A 16,544-nucleotide genomic window follows, 5' to 3' on the forward strand; every position below is an offset into this window, starting at 1 on the left:
ATGAATTATATTCAATCAATTCTATTAGGGGTTATTGAAGGAATTACAGAGTTTTTTCCTATTTCTTCTACAGGACATATGATGATTGCTGCTTCCATGATGGGAATACTAGAAAATAAAATAACAAATTTATTTCTTGTTTCTGTTCAATTTGGAGCCGTTTTCTCTGTAATTTTTTTGTATAGAAACAAGTTTTTTTTTCAAAAATTTGATTTTTATCTGAAAATTTTTGTAGCTAGTTTTCCTGTAGGAATTTTGGGGTTTTTATTGAATAAAATAACCAATTTTTTTTTAGATAAGCCACTTATAGTTGCTTTATCTCTTTTGATAGGAGGATTAGTGATTTTGAAAGTAGAAACTTTTTATCAAAAAAATTTTTGTAATAGAAGAAATAGTATTACTTATTTGAAAGCTTTTATTGTTGGATTATTTCAATGTATGGCTTTGATTCCAGGAGTATCTAGAAGCGCAACTACCATTATTGCTTGTATGTTACAAAATGTGAATCGTATGAAAGCTATTGAATTTTCTTTTTTTTTATCTGTTCCTGTTATTATAATTGCTACATGCAAAAAATTATTTGACTATTATTTTCAATTAAATTCTTTTACGTATAAAGATATAGAATTATTGTTATTAGGAAATATAGTGTCTTTTATCACTGGAATAATATCTATCAAATGTTTCATAAAATATTTAAATAATTTTAAATTATTTGGATACTATAGAATTGTTTTAGGAATTTTTTTTATTATTATACATTATTTAAATATTTAAATTTAATCAAACAGATTGGATAATTTTGATTCTAAATTTATCACAGGATTTAAAAATGGAAAAATATTGTTGGTAGATAAACCATGGGGGTGGACCTCTTTTGAGATTATTAAAAAAATAAGAAGTTATATTATCAGTACTGCTACGAAAAAAGAAAATTTAAAAATTGGACATACAGGGACTTTAGATCCTTTTGCAACAGGTTTATTAATTGTTCTGACAGGAAAATATACTAAAAAAGTAAATGAAATTCAAAATTATAAGAAAGTTTATACAGGTATTATGAAATTAGGTTGTGAAACCTTATCTTTTGATTCAGAAACAGAAGAGTATAATTTTTCTTCCGTTTCGCATATTACTCCTCAATTAATTAAAAAAACATCTCAAGATTTTTTGGGGGAAATCAATCAGTTTCCTCCATATTTTTCTGCTTTAAAAAAAAAAGGAAAAAAATTATATGAATATGCTAGAAAAGGGATAAAAATAATACCCCAATCTAGACGTGTAAAAATTTATAAATTTCATATCCTAAAAATAGGAATTCCTTATATAAAATTTTTTATAGAATGCGGAAAAGGTACTTATATTCGATCTATAGCTCAGGATTTTGGTAAAGCCCTTCAAAGCGGAGCTTATATACTTTCTTTAAGAAGAGAACGAATAGGAAATTTTTCTATGGATTCTTCTTCTATAGATTCTATAGAATTAAATATTTCAAAAGAATTTTCGTGTTATTTACTAGATTAAATTTTGTATTTTTTGTACCATGTATGAAATTTATTTTGGTATTCTTCATGAGTTAATACGCCTTTTTTAACTCCTTCTAATAAATGTTTTTTTAATAATACTCCGGTTTTAGAAAAAATGGATTTTACCGTATTGGTGGGTTGTGCCCCTTTCATTAACCAAGATACAGCATTTTGTATTTTTAATACAGTCGAAGGCGGATCCGTATGAGGATTATAAGTTCCTAGTTTTTCAATGAATTTTCCATCTCGTGGAGCACGAGAATCAGCTACAACTATATGATAAATAGGCTTATGTTTTTTTCCAATTCTTTTTAAACGAATTTTTACGGACATAATTTGATTAATTTATATTATATGTGAAACCTTCTAATATTTTTTATAGTAAAGCGACAAAGTAGCCCAAATTTAGATATAATTATCATGTTTTTGAAAAAAAATGGTATATATTTACATTTTCCATAGACCCGTTGTGTAACGGTAGCACAGCAGATTTTGGTTCTGTTAGTTGGGGTTCGAGTCCCTACGGGTCTGTCACTTTGCCATTCCATTGGTATAGGTATAGGGTGGAATTCTTTTCTTTCTTTAGAGAATAAAATGAGTATTGGAATGAAAATAAAAAAAGAAAAAGTATTATTAATAGCTTTTTTAAGTGTTTTAGCATATATCTTTATTCATTTATCCCAATCATTATTAGGATTGGATAAATTTACTCTTTGCATATTAAGATGTTTTGTTATATCTATTTTCATATTGTATTCTTTCATGAAAAAAGACTTAACTACTTGGATATTATTATCCATTATTATAGGAATAGAAATGGGGTTAGATATGCCAAAAATTGCTGTGGAATTAAGATTTTTATCTCAAATATTTTTGAGGTTGATTAAAACTATCATTGCTCCAATATTGTTTTCCACTTTAGTAGTGGGAATAGCAAGTCATTCTAATATCAAACAATTAGGTAGCATGGGATGGAAATCCTTACTATATTTCGAAGTGGTGACAACTTTAGCTTTATTTATTGGTCTTATTGCAATTAATGTGTCCCAGGCTGGAGTTGGCATTGTTATGCCTTCAGGGATCACTGAACAACAATTACCAAAAGTAGAAAGTAGATCTTGGCAAGACACAATTCTTCATGTATTTCCGGAAAATTTTATAAAATCGATATATCATGGAGATGTATTGCCGATAGTGGTGTTTTCCGTTATATTTGGTATATCCATGGTTTTTTTAGAAGACAAAAAACGAAACCCTATATTACTGTTTGCAGAGAGTCTTTCAGAAATCATGTTTAAGTTTACTAAAATTATTATGTATTTTGCTCCTATAGGAGTAGGATCTGCTATTGCTTATACAGTTGGACATATGGGATTGGAAATTTTATATAATTTATTTCAATTGTTACTCACTCTTTATGTTGCCTTATTGATTTTTTTGATAGTAGTTTTATTTCCTATTCTTTTGTGGATTAAAGTTCCTTTAAAAGGTTTTGTAAAAGCATTAACTGAACCTGTATCACTCGCCTTTGCAACTACAAGTTCAGAATCCGCTTTACCTTTACTTATGGAAAATTTGGAAAAATTGGGAGTTCCCAGGAAAATTATAGCTTTTGTGATTCCTACAGGTTATAGCTTTAACTTAGATGGAACTACTCTTTATTTATCTTTAGCAACTGTTTTTGTAGCACAGGCATCTGGAATCCCTTTGAGTTTTAGTCAACAAATATTTATAGGACTAACGTTAATTTTAACTAGTAAAGGAGTTGCTGGAGTTCCCAGAGCATCTTTAGTAATTCTTTTAGCCACTGTAGCTTCTTTTGGATTACCTACTTGGCCTATATTGGCGATTATAGGGATAGATGAATTAATGGATATGGCTAGGACTACCGTAAATGTTATAGGGAATGGATTAGCTAGTTGTGTAATTGCTCGTTCTGAAGGAGAATTAGATGACAAAAAAATGTCAGATTATATAAAAAGTGATAATAATTTGTAATTGAGTAATTAAATTTTGAAAACAAATTTTTATAATAAAAGTATAGAAAAATATTCTATAACTCCGAATGGAGTAATTACGAGTAAGAGTCATTCCAATATTGCTTTAATTAAATACTGGGGGAAACATAACAATAAAATTCAAATTCCATTAAATTCGTCTATTAGTTATTCTTTAGGAAAAGTATACACAGTTACACGATTAATTTATCAAGAAAAAAAAAAAAAAAATAACTCATCTATAAGAGTGTTTTTTTCAGGAAAGGAAAAAACTAGTTTTCTTCCAAAAATTTTAAAATTCTTTTATAGGATTTCATTTTATTGTTCTTATTTACGAAATTTTAATTTTATTATAGAAACCTCTAACACTTTTCCACATAGTTGTGGGGTAGCTTCTTCTGCTTCTTCCATGAGTGCTTTGGCGTTATGTATTATGAAAATGGAAAAAAAATTAGTTCCCTCTTTAAAAGAAGATTTTTTCTTCAAAAAAGCTTCTTTCTTAGCCAGATTAGGTTCTGGAAGTGCTTGTAGATCTATTTATCCTGGACTCGTTGTTTGGGGACATCATCAATCCATAGAAGGAAGTAATAATCTTTATGCTATACCATATCCATATGAGATCCATTCCATTTTTACAAAAATAGAAGATACTATTTTAATCATAGATGATAAACCCAAAAAGATATTGAGTTCAAAAGGACATAAATTAATGAATCATCATCCTTATGCTAGAGAAAGATTTAAGGATGCTAATCAAAATATGAACAGACTTATATCTATCTTAAAAAGAGGAGAATTTCAAGAATTTGGAGAATTAATAGAACATGAAGCTTTGACTCTTCATGCTATGATTATGACTTCTCGTCCCTACTTCTTATGGATGAAAGCCAATACTATTAACGTAATTCATATGGTATGGGATTTTAGAAAACAGAATAATAAAAACATTTATTTTACGCTAGATGCAGGTGCTAATGTTCATCTTTTATATCCTATTCAAGAAAAAACATCTATTATAAAATGGATATATAGTAATTTATTTTTTTATTGTAAAAAAACTATAGAAAGTTTTTGTTTATAGAATTTATTATCTTTGGTTGGTATTTTGGTGGACGTAGCTCAGTAGGTTTAGAGCATCAGATTGTGGTTCTGAGGGTCGCCGGTTCGAATCCGGTCGTCCACCCTACCCCATCCATATCATTTATAAATTAATTTAATACTTTTTTTATTCTTGTAAAGGCTTCTACGATTTTATTTTCTGATGAAGCATAAGAAATACGTAAACATTCATTATCTCCAAAAGCACTACCACTAACGGTAGCTACTTGAGCTTTTTCAAGCAAAAATTCAGAAAATTCATCTGAATTTTGAATTATTTTTCCATATAATTTTTTTCCCAAAAAACTTGAAACTTTTGGAAAAATATAAAAAGCACCATTCGGTTGATTACATTGAAATCCATCAATTTCTTTTATCAGATCCAAAACTAAATTTCTTCTTCTTTCAAACTTTTTGATCATATATTCTATTTTATTTGGATGTGCTGACAATGCAGAAATAGCAGCTATTTGTGCAATAGAATTGGCACAAGAAGTCATTTGTCCTTGTATTTTATCACAAGATTGAACAATCCATTCTGGAGCACCAATATATCCGATTCTCCAACCTGTCATTGAAAAAGCCTTAGATAATCCATTTATTGTGATAACTTGATGATAAATGTCAGGAAATATAGCAATACTAGTATGTTTTTTTGAGTAACAAATATGTTCATAAATTTCATCAGAAATAATCATGATTTCTGGATGTTTTTTAAAAACTTCCGCTAAACTTTTTAATTCATCATAAGAATAGACACTTCCGGTAGGATTACAAGGAGTACTGAAAATAAATAGTTTTGTTTTAGATGTAATAGCTTTTTCTAATTGTTCTGGATGAATCTTAAAATTATTTTTCATCCCTGTTGGGATTATAACAGGACAAGATTCACAAAACTTTACCATTTGTAAATAACTAACCCAATAAGGAGCAGGAATAATGACTTCATCATCTTTATTCAACAAAGATAAAAGAACATTTATTATAGCTTGTTTTGCCCCGGTAGAAATTACAATTTGAGAAGGGGTATATTTTAAACGATTATCACGGTAAAATTTTTGGCATATTACTTTTTTAAGTTCAAAATATCCGGATACGGGAGTATAATGATGATGTCCTTCATCTATAGCTTTTTTTGCAGCGTATAAAACAAAATTAGGAGGGGGAAAATCTGGTTCTCCCAAACTCAAATTTATAACGTCATAACCTTTATTTATGAATTCTCTAGCTTTAGCGGACATAGCTATAGTTTGTGAATATGATATATTCTGTAAACGATGAGACAATCTATTTTTCATATCATATTGTTTATTTATTTTTATTAAATTATTTGATTGAAATGATTACAAATCTAAATAAATTTGGTCGTAAATTTATCCATACATTAATATGAAATTAATTAAAAAATATTTTCCAAATCTATTGAATAGACAAATTTACAAATTGTCTTCTTTAAAAAATTTATATGCATATTGGAATGTATATGTAAATTTAGTTTCTAGAAAAACATTTCACGATTTTTATCAACAACATGTCCTTTTTTGTTTAGGAATTGCTAAAATATTTTATTTTTATCCTGGATCATATGTTATGGATTTAGGTACAGGAGGAGGATTTCCTGGAATTCCTTTATCTATAGTTTTTCCTCATACAAAATTTATATTAGTAGATTCTATTAGAAAAAAAATTAAAATTATAGAAAAAATTATATGTGATCTTCATTTAAAAAATGTGTATCCTATTTGTACACGTGCAGAAAAATTGGAAATCAAATTTGATTTTGTGGTTACTAGAGCTGTTAACAAAGTAGATATTATCCATAGTTGGATAAAAGATAAATTTAAATACAAATCTAATTATAGAATAAAAAATGGCGCTTTATATCTAAAAGGAGGGAATCTTTATGATGAATTAAAAAAGTTTCCTCATGCAATAGAATATCCTTTAAATCATTATTTTGACGAACCATTTTTTATAACTAAAAAAGTTATTTGGATTTCCAACATTTAATAGAATTAGAAATGAATCCTAAAAAAATTTTTGTAGAAAAAGTGAAACAAAAAGGTGGATGGGTAAATGCTCATGCTCACTTAGATAGGGCTTATACTCTCACACAAAATAATTTTAAATATTCTTATTTTCCTATTCAAAAAAAATGGTATCTGGTTGATGAAATGAAACGTTTAGCTACAGAAGAAGACATTTATATCCGTATGGAAAAAGCGTTAGAATATTTTTTAATGCAAGGGACACAAGCTTTATGCTCCTTTATTGATGTAGATGAAATTATTGAAGATCGTGCCTTGAAAGCGGCTAAAAAACTGAAAAATAATTATGAAAATTATATTCATATTTGTTTTGCGAATCAAGTTCTTAAAGGCGTATTGGATAAAAAGTCAAAATATTGGTTTGATCAGTCAATAGAATTTGTCGATATTATTGGGGGTTTACCCGCTACAGATCATGGAAAAGAAGATGAACATCTAGATATTTTATTACAAACAGCTAAAAAAAAAGGAAAAATTGTGCATGTTCATGTAGATCAATTTAATACAAGTGAAGAAAAAGAAACTGAAAAACTAGCAATAAAAACGATAGAATATGGAATGCAAGGAAAAGTGGTAGCTATACATAGTATTTCTTTAGCGGCGCATGTTAGAGATTATCGTTATAAAATATACCAATTAATGAAAAAAGCAAATTTAATGGTAATATCTTGTCCCATTGCTTGGATTGATCATACCAGAAGTGAACGTTTAACTCCTAGCCATAATTCCATCACTCCAGTGGATGAGATGGTTCCTGAAGGAATTACAGTAGCTTTTGGGACGGACAACATTTGCGACATATATAAACCTTTTTCTGATGGAAATTTATGGATAGAACTACGAGTGATGCTGGAAGCTTGTCATTATTATGATATAGATCATTTAGTGAAAATTGCTACAATAAATGGATTAAAAGTATTAGGATTGTAATTATTCATTTTTTTACTTTTTTTTCTGGACGCATTTGTGGAAAAAGTAAAACTTCTTGAATTGATTTTTTTTGAGTAAGTAACATTACTAAACGATCTATTCCTATTCCAATACCTGCAGTAGGAGGCATCCCGAATTCTAAAGCACGTATAAAATCTTGATCAAGAGATATAGATTCATCTTTTGTATTTTTTTCAGATAATTTTATTTGTTCTCGTAAACGATTAAGTTGATCTACAGGATCATTAAGTTCCGAATAAGCATTCGCAATTTCTTGTCCATTTATAATGAGTTCAAAACGTTCTGATAAATTTTTTTTATAACGATGTCTTTTGGTTAAAGGACTCATTTCTACAGGATAATCAATAATAAAAGTAGGATTGATGTAATTTTTTTCACATTTTTCTTCAAAAATGTTTTCAATCAATTTAGCCTTACTCATTTTTATGTTTTCTTCTATATGTAATTTTTGACAAACTTTTCTTAACTCTTCTTTTTCCATTTCTATAAGATCAAATCCCGTATATTTTTTAATAGAATCTAATATGGGGATACGAGGAAAAGGAGTTTGAAAATTCATATGATAAGTTTCTTTTTCTTTGAATTTATTCCAAATACATTTCATCAATTTTTCTGTAAAATTCATCATCCAGTAATAATCTTTATAAGCGACATAAAGTTCTAATACAGTAAATTCTGGATTATGAATACGATCCATTCCCTCGTTTCTGAAATTTCTAGAAAATTCATATACCCCATGAAATCCACCAACGATCAGTCTTTTCAAATAAAGTTCATTAGCTATACGTAAATATAATGGAATTCCCAATGTGTTATGATATGTTTCAAAAGGACGAGCTATAGCTCCTCCAGGAATAGATTGCAGAATAGGTGTATCTACTTCTAAATATCCTTTATCATCCAAAAAATCTCTTATTTTTTGGATGATGCGAGTCCGTTTTAAAAAAATTTCTTTTACATGATCATTGACAATAAGATCTACATAACGCATACGATAACGTTGTTCCGTATTGGAAAAAGCATCATATATTTTTTTATTTCTATCTATTTTTACTTGTGGTAAGGGTCGTATAGATTTGGATAATAAAGTAAATTGATGAACATGTATGGTTATTTCATTCATTTTTGTCTTAAATAAAACACCTTTGATTCCAATAATATCTCCTATATCTATAAGTTTTTTTAAAAAAATATTGTAAGCATCCTCTTTTTTTATTCTTTGATTCGAAGATAAAAATAAATGATCCTGAGTAAAATATATTTGCATACAACCCGTATGATCTTTAATCTCTCCAAAAGAAGCTTTTCCTAAAATACGTAAACGCATTAACCGTCCAGCTATGCTTATAGTTTCTTTTTCCGTGAAATTTTTTCGTATATTATAAATGGTAGTAGTTACAACATATTCTTCTGAAGGATAAGGATTGATTCCCAACAATTTCAGTTTATCTAGTTTTTTTCTTCGTATAATTTGTTGTTCTGATAAATAGGCTAGGTCCCTCATACGAAACAAACGAATTGAATAAAACGAAGGTACATTTGTTTTTTCTATTATATAAATTTTAGTTATGAAAAAAAAAATACTTTTTTTCGAAGATTTAGGAAAAAAGGAATATCAAAAAACTTGGAAATATCAGAAAATATTATTTGATAATATTATACAAGAAAAAAGAAATAATATATCTGCTCAAAAAGCAGGATATTTTCTATTTGTAGAGCATCCTCATGTATATACTATAGGTAAAAATGGTAAAAAAGATAAACATTTGTTAGTTTCGTCAGATTTTTTAAAAAAAATAAATGTTTCTTTTTATCAAACAGATAGAGGGGGTGACATCACTTACCATGGGCCTGGTCAATTGATAGGATATCCTATCTTAAATATGGATTATTTTTTTACGGATATTCATAAATATCTTCGTCTTTTAGAAGAAGTAATTATCCATTTTTTATGGAAAAATTATGAAATAAAGGGAGAACGAGAAAAAGGAAAAACAGGAGTTTGGCTTAAGAATGTAAAAAACGGAAAATCAAGAAAAATATGTGCAATAGGAATTAGAATGAGTCGTTGGGTAACTATGCATGGATTTGCTTTAAATGTAAATACAGATTTACAGTATTTCAATCATATTGTTCCTTGTGGAATTTACAATCAAGAAGTAACTTCTTTAAAAAAAGAATTGAAAAAAAATGATATTTCTTTTCAAGAGGTCAAACATATGGTTAAAAAATCTTTTCAAGAAATTTTTGATGTGGAATTTATCAATATAAATACGACTAAAAAATTGGATTCTTAATTTATTTTATTAGTTCTGCTATCATAATTCCATCTTTATCTATTTTTGTAATCAACACATCTTGTAATGTATTTTCATATATAGAAGAATGATATGAGTTTGATGACATCTTAGTTCGAATATAATTTTCTGTATATCCATACAAATATTCTTTATTGTGATGATTTTTTTCAAATAAAACGGTTTTTTTCGTATAAATTTGTTTTTTACAAAAAAAACGATATTTTTTACTTGAAAGGATTCTCAAAATTTGATTCCGTTTCCATTGTATTTTTTTAGATACATTTTCCTGTATCGTATTGGATTTTGTATTTGGTCTAGGAGAATAGGTAAATATGTGTAAAGATGAAATTTCTAATTTTTTCAAAAAATGATAAGTTTCCACAAAATGTTTATGTGTTTCTCCAGGAAAACCAACAATAATATCTGAACCTATATAAGCGTCTGGCATGAGATCCCGAATTTTTTCTACTTTTTCTTTATAAAGTTCTAGTTTGTAACGTCTATGCATTTTTCCCAAAATATCGTTGCTCCCAGACTGTAAAGGAATATGAAAATGAGGAACAAAATGTTTACTTTTAGACAAAAATTCAATACATTCATTTTTAAGCAAATTAGGTTCTATAGAAGATAAACGGATTCTACCTTTCTCTTGTATTTGATCTATAGCTTGTATTAAATCAAAAAATGTATATAATCGTCTATTTTCTCCATATACATTTTTTCCATAATCGCCTATATTGATACCTGTTAACACTATTTCTTTAACTCCTTTTTTAAAAAGAAATCTAATATTTTTCAATATATTTTCCATACTCTCAGAACGAGAAACTCCTCTTGACATAGGAATTATGCAATAACTGCATTTATAGTCACATCCATCCTGGATTTTTAAAAAGGAACGAGTTCTATCTCCAATAGAAAACGATGGAAAATAAGTTTTTTTTGAAGTAATCTTTGCATAATATTTTTTTTTCAAAAACCATTCTCTATTATTAATATAATCTATGATTTTAAATTTTTCTTCATAGCCTAAAACGAGATCTATTCCAATAATAGAAGATACTTTTTTAGGATTAAGTTGAGCATAACACCCTATTGCTACAACAAAAGCTTTTGAATTTTTAACAGTACGAACAATATGCTTCAATTCAATTTCTGCATTTCTTGTTACAGAGCAACTATTGATTACATAAATATCTGCATAACTTTTGAAAGGAACATGTTGATAATACAAGTTAGAAAACTTTCTTGCTATGGTAGAAGTCTCTGCGTAATTGAGTTTACACCCCATAGTATAAAATGCTACTTTTTTTTTCAACATCTATTTTGGGATGAAAAAAAATCTTCAATTCCGCTATGACTAGCTTTTATAGCTGTTTTTCCTTTTTTCCAATTTGCAGGACAGACTTCTCCACTTTTTTCGTTATGTTGAAGGGCGTCTATCATACGAATAGCTTCATGCACATTTCTCCCTAAAGGAAAATCATTAATTAAAAGATGTCTTATTATCCCTTCTTTATCTATTAAAAATAATCCTCTATAAGCAACAAGTTCTCCCGTTGCCTTCAATCCTTCATTATTGCAAATCCAATCTCCAGACAATACTCCATAGTTATGAGATATAGTTTTATTGATATCAGAAACAATAGGGTAAGTAACCCCATGTATTCCACCTTTTTCTTTTGGCATATTCAGCCAAGCCCAATGAGATTGTTCTGTATCCGTAGATATAGCAATAATTTGTACATTTCTCATTTCAAAATCCTTAATTTTTTCTTGAAATGCATATATTTCTGTAGGACAAACAAAAGTAAAATCTTTAGGATAAAAAAAAAGCAAAACATACTTCCTTCCTTTAAATTGTTCTAAAGTAAAATTCTGTACAATTTCTTTACCATTTAAAACCGCACTAGCCGTAAAATTAGGCGCTTTTTTTGAAATTAATGTATTCATTTTTTATACGTGTTTATGTCACGAATTTACCAAAACTTAAAAGAAGAAAAAAATAATTTTTCTATTATGTATAATAGAAAAAAAAAGAATCACACATATCTATGTAATTTTTTATGAAGTTCATTTTTTATATTTGTTAAATGCATAATTTTTTTTAAAAAAGCTTTTCTAGCTTTCTCTTTTGAAAGAGAATTATGATAATGTATGACTTCTTTTTGAATCAATTTAGAAATATATAAAGATTTATATCTCAATAAAATATCATGAATATATTGATTTATGTGATCCTCTTTAGAGGAAACTTGGATTCCTTTTTTATTCCATTTAGATAATGAATAAAATTTTCTTTGAAAATTTGATAAATCTTTTTTGTTTTTTTTGAAACAAATTTTATCAAAAATTTCTTGATTTCTTTTCAAAGAAAAACGAAAATTCCAGCATTTAAAAACGTGCAATAGTTCTTCTAAAACTGTTGTGTTGTGTTCTTTTATTTTTATGATTTGATTTCCATAATTTAAAATCAATTGAATTAATTCTTCTTCAAGAACAAGAATAGTGTTGATTTTTTTTGTAAAAAACGTAGGATTTTCTTTAACCTTAACTGGACTAAGCTTATATATATTTTTATCGTTTATTCTCTGTAATTCAGAAATCAAGATTTTTTTACGAATATCTAGGACTTTGGAAGCCTCTTGCAGATACAATTCCTTTTGAATAACATTAGGTATTTTTGAAATACTATTCAAAATATTTTTCACTAAAAATGATTTTTTTATGGGGTCATCTTTATGGTATTTTTCATATATTTTTTGTTTAAAGGAAACAAAATTGTAACTATTTTTTGATACAAACTCTCTGAGTTGAGAAACAGAATATTTTTGGGATATAAAATCGGGATCTTCCCCGTTAGAAAGAAATAATATACGTAAATTCATTTCTTGTTCTAATATCATATTAATTCCTCTTAAAGAAGCTTTAATTCCAGAATGATCTCCATCATAAAAAAGAACAATATTTTTTGTAAATTTTTTTATCAATAGGATTTGATCTACGGTAAGTGAAATACCAGAAGAAGAAACTACATTTTTGATACCAGATTGATGTAAAGAAATAACATCAGTATATCCTTCCACCAAATAGCAAAAATTATCTTTTATAATATTTTTTTTAGCTTGAAATAAACCATATAAAATTTTACTTTTTTGAAAAATATTACTTTCTGATGAATTGATATATTTAGTAGAATATTTAGAATCAATATTTCTACCTCCAAAACCGATAACTTTTCCTGATAAATTATGTATTGGGAACATTACACGTTTACGAAAACAATCAAAAAAATGATTGTTTTTTCTGAAAACAGTAAATCCAGATTTTTTTATATCCCGTATTTTAAATCCTTTTTTTAACGCGGTTTCTGTTAGTAATTTGCAATAAATAGGGGCATATCCTAATTCAAATTTTTGAATTATTTTTGCATCAAAATTTCTTTTTTGAATTAAATAATTCAACCCATAATCTCGTCCTTCTTTAGTAAAATGTAATTGATAAATAAAAAAACGTTTTGCATAATCTTGTATCGAATATAATTTTTCATATTCCTCTTCCTCTTGAGATTTTTTATTGTTTATATAATTAATTTCGATATCATATTTTTTGGCAAGAAAACATAACGATTCCTCATAAGTAAAATGTTCATGTTGCATAAGAAAAGTGATAACATTTCCTCCTTTTCCAGAACTAAAATCTTTCCATATTTTTTTCGTAGGAGAAACTATAAGAGAAGGTGTTTTTTCATTAGAAAAAGGACTTAATCCTCTATAATTAAAGCCACTCTTTTTTAATTCTACAAAATCTCCAATAACATCTTCTATACAAGAAACAGAAAGTATTTTTTTTGTAGTTTCTTTAGAAATCATAATAATGTTTAATTTTCTAATTTCATTCTATGAATAATTTCTTTTGGATTAGAGTTAGAAAAAATTGTGGTTCCTGCCACTAATATATCTGCTCCATTTTTGAATAATAAAGAATAGTTTTTTAAATTAATTCCTCCATCTACTTCTATAAGAGCAGATGAATCTTTTTTTAAAATTAAATTTTTAGTATCTTCTAATTTTTGATATGTTTTATGAATAAATTTTTGTCCACTATAACCAGGATTCACACTCATCAATAAAACAAAATCTATATCATTAATAATGTCTTGTAAAAGAAAAATTGGAGTATGTGGATTCACAGCTACTCCTACCTTCATTCCATTTTTTTTAATAGAATAAATAGTTTTGTTTAAGTGAATGCAAGCTTCATAATGAATATGTAAATGATCGGTTCCACAATATTTCAATTCTTCTATATAACGTTCTGGTTGTAAAACCATTAAATGCACATCCATGGGTTTATTAGAATATTTTCTAACATATTTAGTAAACAAAAATCCAAAAGAAATATTAGGAACAAAAGAGGTATCCATTATATCAATATGAAACCAATCTGCCTCACTTTGATTCAACATTTCTATATCACGATATAAAAAAGCTAAATTGGCAGAAAATAAGGATGGAGCTATAATTTTTTTCATATTATGTATTTTTTGTAATCATAGCTTCACAAATTCCAGTATGAGAAAATCCTCCATCATGATATAAATTTTGCATAGTTACTTTTCTTGTTAAATCTGAAAAAAGTGCAATAACATAGTTAGCGCAATCTTCTGCAGAAGCGTTTCCTAACGGAGATATTTTTTCAGATAATATTAAAAGTTGATCAAAGCCTTTAATGTTTTTTGATGCTCGTGTTATACAAGGAGATTGTGATACAGTATTCACCCGTACTTTTTCTTTTTTACCCCAATGATAGCCAAAATTACGTGTAATACTTTCTAAATAAGATTTATAATCTGACATATCTCCATAATGCGGAAAACTTCGTTGAGAAGCAATATATGTTATAGCTACAATCGAACCCCATTTATTCATAGCTTTTTTATTCCAAGCTGTTTGCATAATCTTATGGAAAGAGACAGCAGATATATCCCACCCTTTTCTTAAAAATTCATAGTTTAAAGAAGTATAAGTTAAATCCTTTCGTATATTCATAGACATAGCTATAGAATGCAACAAAAAATCTATTTTTCCTCCGAAATGATCTAATGTTTTTTGAAATAAAATATCAAGATCTTGTATGGAAGTCGCATCTGCTGGGATCACCATGGATTTTGTTTTATGAGATAATTCATAAGTTTTACCTATCCTTAAAGAGGATGGGGTGTTGGTTAAGACAAAAGATGCTTTTTCTTCATAAGCACGTATTGCTACCTTCCAAGCAATAGAATTCTCATCCAAAGCTCCAAATATAATCCCTTTTTTTCCTTTCAATAAATTATAAGACATAGTTAAAATATTTAACTAAAAATACCTATTATTTGAAAATATCTTTTATAACGGATAAATAGTCCAGCTTTTCCCATGTGAAAAGTTCTACTTCTTGTTTCTTTTGATTCCCTTCTATATCCAAAAAAGACTTATACACTTTTTTTGGAGTTCGTCCCATATGTCCATACACAGATGTTTCTTCATATATTGGGTTACGCAATTTTAATCTTTTTTCTATAGCATAAGGACGTAGATCGAAAATTTTCTTGATATTCAATGCAATATTTTCGTTATCTATTTTTGATTTTCCATAGGTATTGACAAAAATTCCTATAGGTTCCGCAATACCTGCAGCATAAGAGATTTGTATCAGCAATTCATCTGAAATTCCTGCTGCTACCAAATTTTTGGCTATATGTCTAGCGGCATAAGCTCCAGATCTATCCATTTTAGATGGATCTTTTCCAGAAAAAGCTCCTCCTCCATGAGATCCTTTTCCTCCATAAGTATCTACTATAATCTTTCTACCGGTTATCCCGGTATCACCATGAGGGCCTCCTGTGACAAATTTACCTGTTGAATTGATGTAATACTTTGTTTTATTTGTAAACAATTTTTTTACATTATTTTTTATATTATTATTCATTACTCTTGGAATAAGAATATTTTTAACATCATCAACTATACGTTGATGCATTTTTTCTTTCGTATCAAATTCGTCATGTTGAGTTGAAATGACTATAGCGTGAATATGTATCGGAATATTAGTTTTAGAATATTCCAAAGTGACTTGAGATTTTGCATCTGGACGTAAATAAGTCATTTGTTCTCCTTCATTTCGAATATATGAAAGTTCCCTTAATATATGATGTGACAGCTCCAATGATAAAGGCATATAATTCTCCGTTTCTTTTACAGCATAACCGAAAACAATACCTTGATCTCCAGATCCTTGTTCTTCTTTTTTTGATTTTTGAATTCCCTCTAATAAATCTGGAGATTGTTCTTGAATAGAAGAAATAACTCCACAAGAATCTGCATGAAATCTATATTCATTTTTAGTATATCCTATTTTCCTAAGTATATTACGCGCTATTTTATTAACATTAACCCAGGCTTTAGAATTAATTTCTCCAGCTAATATAATTTGTCCCGTAGTGACTAACGTTTCTATAGCTACTTTTGCATTTGGATCACATGCTAAAAAATGATCTAATATAGAATCAGATATTTGATCTGAAATTTTATCAGGATGACCTTCTGAAACAGATTCGCTAGTAAATAAATAAGTCATTTT

Annotated in this window: 16 protein-coding genes and 2 tRNA genes; 9 read left to right on the top strand and 9 right to left on the bottom strand. The window is 27.8% G+C overall.

What is annotated here, in order from left to right; all coding sequences use genetic code 11:
• Together H0H54_RS01380 and truB are read left to right on the top strand one after the other, a co-directional pair.
• Positions 1–777 carry an undecaprenyl-diphosphate phosphatase gene (locus tag H0H54_RS01380; RefSeq protein WP_185863488.1) on the top strand — a complete coding sequence of 259 codons (777 nt, stop codon included), beginning with the start codon at positions 1–3 and terminating at the stop codon, positions 775–777.
• Between the two features lie 15 nt (positions 778–792).
• Positions 793–1,524, top strand: coding sequence for a tRNA pseudouridine(55) synthase TruB (gene truB / locus H0H54_RS01385; RefSeq protein WP_238784792.1), 732 nt, complete (start codon positions 793–795; stop codon positions 1,522–1,524).
• Here truB and rpsP read toward each other — a convergent pair.
• Positions 1,521–1,859 carry a 30S ribosomal protein S16 gene (gene rpsP, locus H0H54_RS01390; RefSeq protein ID WP_185863489.1) on the bottom strand — a complete coding sequence of 113 codons (339 nt, stop codon included), beginning with the start codon at positions 1,857–1,859 and terminating at the stop codon, positions 1,521–1,523. The genes truB and rpsP overlap by 4 nt on opposite strands.
• Before the next feature lie 127 nt (positions 1,860–1,986).
• Here rpsP and H0H54_RS01395 point away from each other — a divergent pair.
• From H0H54_RS01395 to H0H54_RS01410, 4 genes are all read left to right on the top strand, one after another.
• Positions 1,987–2,057 (top strand) — tRNA-Gln (locus H0H54_RS01395).
• A 63-nt stretch (positions 2,058–2,120) separates the two neighbouring features.
• Complete coding sequence (locus tag H0H54_RS01400; protein WP_185863490.1) at positions 2,121–3,524, top strand: dicarboxylate/amino acid:cation symporter; 1,404 nt, start codon at positions 2,121–2,123, stop codon at positions 3,522–3,524.
• A gap of 15 nt (positions 3,525–3,539) precedes the next feature.
• Positions 3,540–4,604 (top strand): diphosphomevalonate/mevalonate 3,5-bisphosphate decarboxylase family protein, encoded by a 1,065-nt coding sequence (locus H0H54_RS01405; RefSeq protein ID WP_185863491.1) that lies wholly within the window; start codon positions 3,540–3,542, stop codon positions 4,602–4,604.
• A 27-nt stretch (positions 4,605–4,631) separates the two neighbouring features.
• Positions 4,632–4,706: transfer RNA gene (locus H0H54_RS01410), tRNA-His, on the top strand.
• Positions 4,707–4,731: 25 nt separating this feature from the next.
• On the opposite strand, the gene H0H54_RS01415 is transcribed toward H0H54_RS01410, so the two are convergent.
• Positions 4,732–5,919: a pyridoxal phosphate-dependent aminotransferase gene (locus H0H54_RS01415; protein WP_185863492.1), complete on the bottom strand. Its 1,188-nt coding sequence runs from the start codon at positions 5,917–5,919 to the stop codon at positions 4,732–4,734.
• Positions 5,920–6,010: 91 nt separating this feature from the next.
• On the opposite strand from H0H54_RS01415, the gene rsmG reads away from it, so the two are divergent.
• Both rsmG and H0H54_RS01425 read left to right on the top strand, forming a co-directional pair.
• Positions 6,011–6,631 (top strand): 16S rRNA (guanine(527)-N(7))-methyltransferase RsmG, encoded by a 621-nt coding sequence (gene rsmG / locus H0H54_RS01420; RefSeq protein ID WP_185863493.1) that lies wholly within the window; start codon positions 6,011–6,013, stop codon positions 6,629–6,631.
• Between the two features lie 11 nt (positions 6,632–6,642).
• Positions 6,643–7,599, top strand: coding sequence for an amidohydrolase family protein (locus tag H0H54_RS01425; RefSeq protein ID WP_185863535.1), 957 nt, complete (start codon positions 6,643–6,645; stop codon positions 7,597–7,599).
• A gap of 4 nt (positions 7,600–7,603) precedes the next feature.
• Here H0H54_RS01425 and lysS read toward each other — a convergent pair whose 3' ends face one another.
• Positions 7,604–9,124 (bottom strand): lysine--tRNA ligase, encoded by a 1,521-nt coding sequence (gene lysS, locus H0H54_RS01430; RefSeq protein ID WP_185863494.1) that lies wholly within the window; start codon positions 9,122–9,124, stop codon positions 7,604–7,606.
• 64 nt (positions 9,125–9,188) lie between these two features.
• On the opposite strand from lysS, the gene lipB reads away from it, so the two are divergent.
• Complete coding sequence (lipB, locus tag H0H54_RS01435; RefSeq protein WP_185863495.1) at positions 9,189–9,917, top strand: lipoyl(octanoyl) transferase LipB; 729 nt, start codon at positions 9,189–9,191, stop codon at positions 9,915–9,917.
• Between the two features lies 1 nt (position 9,918).
• On the opposite strand, the gene mtaB is transcribed toward lipB, so the two are convergent.
• The 6 genes from mtaB to metK all read right to left on the bottom strand — a co-directional run bounded on the left by mtaB (position 9,919) and on the right by metK (position 16,541).
• Entirely contained in the window at positions 9,919–11,241 is a 1,323-nt protein-coding gene (mtaB, locus tag H0H54_RS01440) for a tRNA (N(6)-L-threonylcarbamoyladenosine(37)-C(2))-methylthiotransferase MtaB (RefSeq protein ID WP_185863496.1), read from the bottom strand.
• Entirely contained in the window at positions 11,235–11,873 is a 639-nt protein-coding gene (locus tag H0H54_RS01445) for a peroxiredoxin (protein ID WP_185863497.1), read from the bottom strand. Before H0H54_RS01445 ends, mtaB begins: the two co-directional genes overlap by 7 nt.
• Before the next feature lie 89 nt (positions 11,874–11,962).
• Positions 11,963–13,792 carry a DNA primase gene (gene dnaG, locus H0H54_RS01450; protein ID WP_185863498.1) on the bottom strand — a complete coding sequence of 610 codons (1,830 nt, stop codon included), beginning with the start codon at positions 13,790–13,792 and terminating at the stop codon, positions 11,963–11,965.
• Positions 13,793–13,800: 8 nt separating this feature from the next.
• The gene (gene rpe, locus H0H54_RS01455) at positions 13,801–14,454 is read right to left on the bottom strand and encodes a ribulose-phosphate 3-epimerase (RefSeq protein WP_185863499.1); all 654 of its coding nucleotides are present in this window, start codon (positions 14,452–14,454) and stop codon (positions 13,801–13,803) included.
• A gap of 1 nt (position 14,455) precedes the next feature.
• Positions 14,456–15,265: an enoyl-ACP reductase FabI gene (locus H0H54_RS01460; RefSeq protein ID WP_185863500.1), complete on the bottom strand. Its 810-nt coding sequence runs from the start codon at positions 15,263–15,265 to the stop codon at positions 14,456–14,458.
• A gap of 28 nt (positions 15,266–15,293) precedes the next feature.
• A complete protein-coding gene (gene metK, locus H0H54_RS01465) occupies positions 15,294–16,541 on the bottom strand; it encodes a methionine adenosyltransferase (RefSeq protein WP_185863501.1) in 1,248 nt (415 codons plus the stop codon).
• Positions 16,542–16,544 lie beyond the last annotated feature (3 nt).

This window comes from Blattabacterium cuenoti, assembly GCF_014251815.1.
Lineage (GTDB): Bacteria > Bacteroidota > Bacteroidia > Flavobacteriales > Blattabacteriaceae > Blattabacterium > Blattabacterium cuenoti_E.